The sequence below is a fragment of the Pseudomonas sp. P5_A12 genome, from assembly GCF_056400685.1.
In genome coordinates this window covers 1-5164 of record NZ_JBFUKU010000343.1, presented here as the reverse complement: position 1 = coordinate 5164, position 5164 = coordinate 1, and the positions used below count along the sequence as shown (strand labels likewise).

Annotated in this window: 6 protein-coding genes; all 6 read right to left on the bottom strand. The window is 54.2% G+C overall.

The genetic code is table 11. From position 1 onward, the window contains the following. The coding region (locus AC1DSG_RS27305) for an efflux RND transporter permease subunit (RefSeq protein WP_477793662.1) at window positions 1-461 on the bottom strand (461 nt) is incomplete at its 3' end. Further along, window positions 458-1576 carry an efflux RND transporter periplasmic adaptor subunit gene (locus AC1DSG_RS27300; protein WP_477793661.1) on the bottom strand — a complete coding sequence of 373 codons (1119 nt, stop codon included), beginning with the start codon at window positions 1574-1576 and terminating at the stop codon, window positions 458-460. The genes AC1DSG_RS27305 and AC1DSG_RS27300, both read right to left, overlap by 4 nt. 81 nt (window positions 1577-1657) lie before the next feature. After that, window positions 1658-2275, bottom strand: coding sequence for a TetR/AcrR family transcriptional regulator (locus tag AC1DSG_RS27295; protein WP_477793660.1), 618 nt, complete (start codon window positions 2273-2275; stop codon window positions 1658-1660). 397 nt (window positions 2276-2672) lie between these two features. After that, window positions 2673-3590, bottom strand: a complete 918-nt coding sequence (locus AC1DSG_RS27290; protein WP_477793659.1) for an NAD(P)-dependent oxidoreductase — start codon at window positions 3588-3590, stop codon at window positions 2673-2675. Between the two features lie 100 nt (window positions 3591-3690). Then, window positions 3691-3975: a YciI family protein gene (locus AC1DSG_RS27285; protein ID WP_477793658.1), complete on the bottom strand. Its 285-nt coding sequence runs from the start codon at window positions 3973-3975 to the stop codon at window positions 3691-3693. A 170-nt stretch (window positions 3976-4145) separates the two neighbouring features. Next, complete coding sequence (locus AC1DSG_RS27280; protein ID WP_477793657.1) at window positions 4146-5048, bottom strand: LysR family transcriptional regulator; 903 nt, start codon at window positions 5046-5048, stop codon at window positions 4146-4148. Between the last annotated feature and the right edge of the window lie 116 nt (window positions 5049-5164).

Sequence of the window (5164 nt, the reverse complement as noted above, 5' to 3'; positions counted from 1 at the left end):
CCTCTGGCCTTGAGCGCGAACAGGGCAAACGTGACATCCGAGTATTCGTCGTTGACCATCGGCCCGATCACGCCGGCCGGAAGTGCCTTCGCTTCATCGCTGACCTTCTTGCGCGCCTGGTAGAACTCTTCGGGCACCTGCGATGGTGGCGTGCTGTCGAGCAGCGTCAGGGTCGTAAAGGCGAGGCCGGGGCGCGTGTAGGTTTCGCTGCGGTCGTACCAGCGCAACTCCTGGAGACGCTTCTCGATTTTTTCCGCCACCTGATCCTGCATTTCCTGCGCCGTTGCCCCGGGCCAGGCTGTGACGATAGTCATCACCTTCACCGTGAACGCCGGGTCTTCCGCCCTCCCCAGCTTGAAGAATGCTACAAGCCCGGCCAGAGAGATCAGGCACACCAAGAACAGTGTGACGGAGCGCTCGCGTACCGCGAGTGCCGACAGGTTGAAGCGACGTTCGCTCATCGACGAACCCCTTCGATAGTCGCGACGTTGCCTTGCCCCGTTACCCGAACTTGCTGGCCTTCCCGTAGCAGGTGGGCGCCGAGCGCGACGATCTGCTGACCTGGCTTTAACTCACCGGAGATTCGCGCGAGTTCATCATTAAGTTGTTGAACCACAACTGGCTGCCAGTGAACTTGCGTCGGCTCCCCCCTTATGAGCCATACTCCCGGGCCGTCGCCGGAGTCGTACAGAGCGCTTATTGGTACCTGCACACCTCCTGCTTGGGTGGAAGAAAATTCATCTGAAATTTGCAATGTGATGGTGGTACCCAGAGGAGCAATTGCCTGCTCGCCGTCCAGCACGTAGCGCGCGGCAAACGTTCTAGTCAGGCTGTCTGCAACATCCGATAACTGCCGCAACTTCGCAGCCACACTGGGGCCTTCTTTGCCGTAGAGCGAGGCCTGGGCAATAGAACCGATTGTAGGTCGCAGGGTTTCCGGCAATTGGATCAGTGCTTCTCGCGGCCCAGCATGCGCTACCCGTACCACCACCTGTCCAGCACTCACCACCTGACCTGGTTCGACCAGCGTGTCCATGACGATGCCATCAGCGTCCGCACGCAATTCTGCATATTGAATGGTGTTAAAGGCCACTTGCGCCTCAGCCTGAGCAGCGCTGAGCTGAGCCCCGGAAGAATCCGCCGCAGCCTTGAATTGGTCGTAGGTCGAGGCTGATATCGCGCCCGTTCCACGCAGCACACGGTAACGTGCTTCGTCCTGAACTGTTTGTCGCGCTCGCGCTTGCGCAGCTGCAACTGCCTCGCGTTGCGCATGCGCAGCCAGTTTCAAATCGACTGGGTCGATGCGCATGAGGGTTTGGCCGCGCTTCACGGTTTGCCCCGTATCAACCAGGCGTTCCAGCACTTTGCCGGAGACTCGAAAGCCTAGGTCACTTTGAACACGAGCCGCTACGATGCCGGTGAAAGTGCGTGGCGTTCGTGTTGCTGCTTGAGCGATCGCGACACGCACCGACGGCGATTGGGTGCGTGGATCGTTTTGCGCTGTTTCGCCGCAAGCGACCAACGCAAGTGAAAACAGGCAAATGACAATAGGTAATACAAAGCGGCGCAGGCGCATGAGAGTCCCATACAAAAAGGATCGGGACGCTCACATTGTATCTAGTGACCGATTTAGTCAATAGTCACTACCGCATTATAATTACGCCGAAAGGCTGCGCAGCACCAGACTGGACAATTTACCGGGCGCCTCATCGATGTAATCGAAGCCGTGCTGCAGGAGCAGCGGGTTAAGGTATGGCCGAATGACCAGATAAATCGACATGACGGTTTCATCCAGAGGTGTCTTGCACTCGAAGTCTCCGCTTTGACGACCTTCCTGCAGAACGTTTTGAAGCAATTCGCGGATGCGCTCCTCGTAATCGATCGTCGCCCCCCAGCGCTCGGACGCTGCTGAAGTGGCAATCTCGTAGAGCTTGCGATCCTGCGAGAAAAGGCGAAGGCTCGCCTCGACTATCGCCTTGAACAACCGCCGTAGCTTCTCCGGCGGGTGATCGGCTCCGTTGACCGCTGCCCTCACCTCGGCCTCGATTTGGCTCAGGCAATTGGCACAAATCATCTCGCCAATCGCCTGCTTGGATTCGAAAAACTTGTAGATGTAGGCCTTGGAGAAACCGATTGATCGAGCGAGATCGGAGACGGTCGTCTTCTCATAACCATAATGACTGAAGTGCTCGGTGGCGGCGGCGACGATTTGAGTGCGTACATCGTGGTCGGCCGGGCCGCGAGCCGGTGCCGAATTATTGACTGTTTGACCCATGATTTACCGCTCACCGTCTGCCATAGAAGTGGACAATTAGTGACTTATTTTCTTTTTGGTTACAAGCATGATGACCATGTCTTTTGCTTTGGGGGGCGCTCATTCAGGATGAGAGTATCTGTGAGGAATCCAACGAATCCTGACGGTCGCTACTTTGTAGTCAAAAGGCAGCTGTGGCGTTGCAGTAACCCATCGTTGCCTGCGGACGTTCGGCAGAGCCTTGTCGATGACCTGATGGCAGCGAGACGTGAGGTGCACATCTCAAATTTTGAAGGGGTTGCTACAAGGCGATGTGCGCCCTATCCAGCATCTTCCTGCGCTAGCCCTTTTCAAAGAAAAAAGGCCCGGAGTTTGAGCTCCGGGCCAAAGGGTGACATTCGGCGAGATGAAGAATGAATCAGGCGACTTTATGCTGCACAGCCTTTTCAGCTGCGTCTTTCAGAGTCAGCACCAGGGAAGTGGCGTCCATATCGGCACCGCCGTTATCGATGTGGTTCTTCAGCAGAGCGTGAGCGGCTTCTGCGGTAGCGATGGTGGCGCCCACTTCGCGGCCAGCTTCCATGGCGAGAGTCAGATCCTTGGCCAACAACCAAGTCTTGAAGCCAGCTTTATAACCCTTCGATGCCGGTGAGCTTGGGACTACACCTACACCTGGGTTCCAAACGCGGAAAGTCYAGTTGTCGGCGGTGGAACGGATGGCAATCTCAAAGAACTCTTTGAGATTTAGACCCAGGCGCTCGGCCAGTGCGGTAGCTTCGCAGTTCACTGCGACGCAGACACCCATGATCAGGTTGTTGACGACTTTGGCTGCCTGGCCTGCTTCAGGGCCGCCGGCATGGGCGATGTATTCACCCATCGGGCTCAGCAGCTCTTTGACGCGCGCAACGTGTGGATCTTCGCAGCCGATCATGAAGGTCAGGGTGGCGTCGATGGCACCTTCAGTACCACCCGACACCGGCGCTTCGGCAAAGATGCGGCCTGCCTTCTTGGCGGAAGCGTGCAGCGAGCGAGCATTTTGGATACCGATGGTGGAGCAGTCGATGACCACGGTGTTCGGGTCGATGCTGGCGAAAACGCCGTTCGGGCCGGCTAAAACGTCTTTAACTTCGGTACCGGTTGGCAGCATGGTAAAGACGGCGTCTACACCTTTGCAGGCTTCTGCCACGGTCGAACAGATCTGGACACCGTTCTGAGCAGCACGCTCACAGGCAGCCGGATCAATGTCCACGCCTTTTACCGTATAGCCAGCGTTCATCATGTGTTTGGACATTGGTTTGCCCATGAAGCCGAGGCCGATCCAAGCGATAGTTTTCATTTTTGTTCTCCATTGCTCTACGAGGGGTTGTACCAACTAATTTTCATGCGTCTAATTGATCAAGCAGCTTGCGCGGGCAGTTGACGATGCCCACGAATACTTAGCGCTGATCAATCGACTTCAAATAGGGATTCAAACTTACTTCGTTCCAGACACCATTCAAGGCGAATGGATCATTCCGCTGGAACTCAAATACTTGCTCGAACGCTTCTGCCTCTACAATAAGCATGCTGCCAATTTTCTTGTCGCTTTCAACGGAAGTGTACGGCCCAGCAACCAAGATCTTGATGGGGGCGCTTTTCAGATAAGCGCGGTGCGCATCATAGAATTCATCGCGTCTAGTAGGAGTAGACGGATCATCCTTGCAGTAGATGACATATAGCATGCTGCACCTATTATTAATGACTGGTATCTGCCTACGAATTTAGTCATTTAAAAAATGGCTAACTCGATGGGATTAACAGTACGCTCGCCGGTTGTGCCTTCACAACACAATAAACACACATCCGGCGTGCAAAAATTCACTGATGGTGGTGCGAGCCATCAGCGAATTTGTCAGAGAAAGATCTCCCGGTTCGCATCCACCTGCTCTGCGATGAACCTAGCGACCTCTCGGATGTGAGCGGCCTTTCTGTGATCCTCATGAACATGCATGTAGAACGAACGCGTGATGCTGACCTCGTCCGGAAGGACGGCGATGAGTTTAGGAAATGAGGTTGCGATATAGGCGGGAAGGATACCGAGCACCTTACCACCCAAGACCGTATGCACCTGGGTGAGCAGGTTGGTGCTGCGCAGGCGTGAGACCAACTCCACATCTAATCCACTGGAAAAATTGAGTTGGGGGGCAAACAAGAGTTCCTCGACGTACCCCACAAATGGATGCTGCACGAGATCCTTCTGGGTACGTATCGGGGGGGACTCATCAATGTACTGACGCGTCGCATAGATCTGAAGCCGATAATCCGTCAGGCGTCGAGAAGCAACCCGCATATGTTCAGCAGTCGCCAAGCTGATGCCGATATCCGCCTCTCGTTTGGAGAGACTAAATACCCGCGCCGCTGCATAAATCTCTACCTCTAGATTGGGGAACTTCCTCGTTAGCTCTGCCATTCTAGGAGCTAGAAATACACTTCCGAATCCATCGGGAGCTCCAATCCTGACTAGCCCTGATATTTGTCCAGGATCACTCTCATCACCTTTATAAGAAAGCAAAATGCTTTCCATACTCTCAACAGCATTTAGAACCCGCTCCCCTTCGGGAGTTAACTCATAGCCAGAATTACTTTTGTGGAACAGTCTGATTTTCAAACCTTCTTCCAAGGCTGAAATATGACGCGCTACAGTTGTATGCTCCGTACCAAGTCTTTCGGCAGCAGCTGAAAGGGTGCCAGCCCTTGCCACAGCTAAAAAGTATCGAAAGTCATCCCAGTTTTCGTTTTTTTGTTTTTTTGACATAACTCAACTCTCAATCACGGTGCAACTTACTCTTCAAAAACCTCCCAAGGTGCCCTGGCAGAAAAACAGGACTCAATGAAGGTTTTGAAAGCATCGACTTTCGCAGATGTGTAAGC

Bases quoted from the DNA above. Each gene is read 5' to 3' on its own strand.
- AC1DSG_RS27300 (WP_477793661.1), bottom strand. From the start codon at position 1,576: ATGCGCCTGCGCCGCTTTGTATTACCTATTGTCATTTGCCTGTTTTCA.
- AC1DSG_RS27280 (WP_477793657.1), bottom strand. From the start codon at position 5,048: ATGTCAAAAAAACAAAAAAACGAAAACTGGGATGACTTTCGATACTTT.
- AC1DSG_RS27295 (WP_477793660.1), bottom strand. From the start codon at position 2,275: ATGGGTCAAACAGTCAATAATTCGGCACCGGCTCGCGGCCCGGCCGAC.
- AC1DSG_RS27285 (WP_477793658.1), bottom strand. From the start codon at position 3,975: ATGCTATATGTCATCTACTGCAAGGATGATCCGTCTACTCCTACTAGA.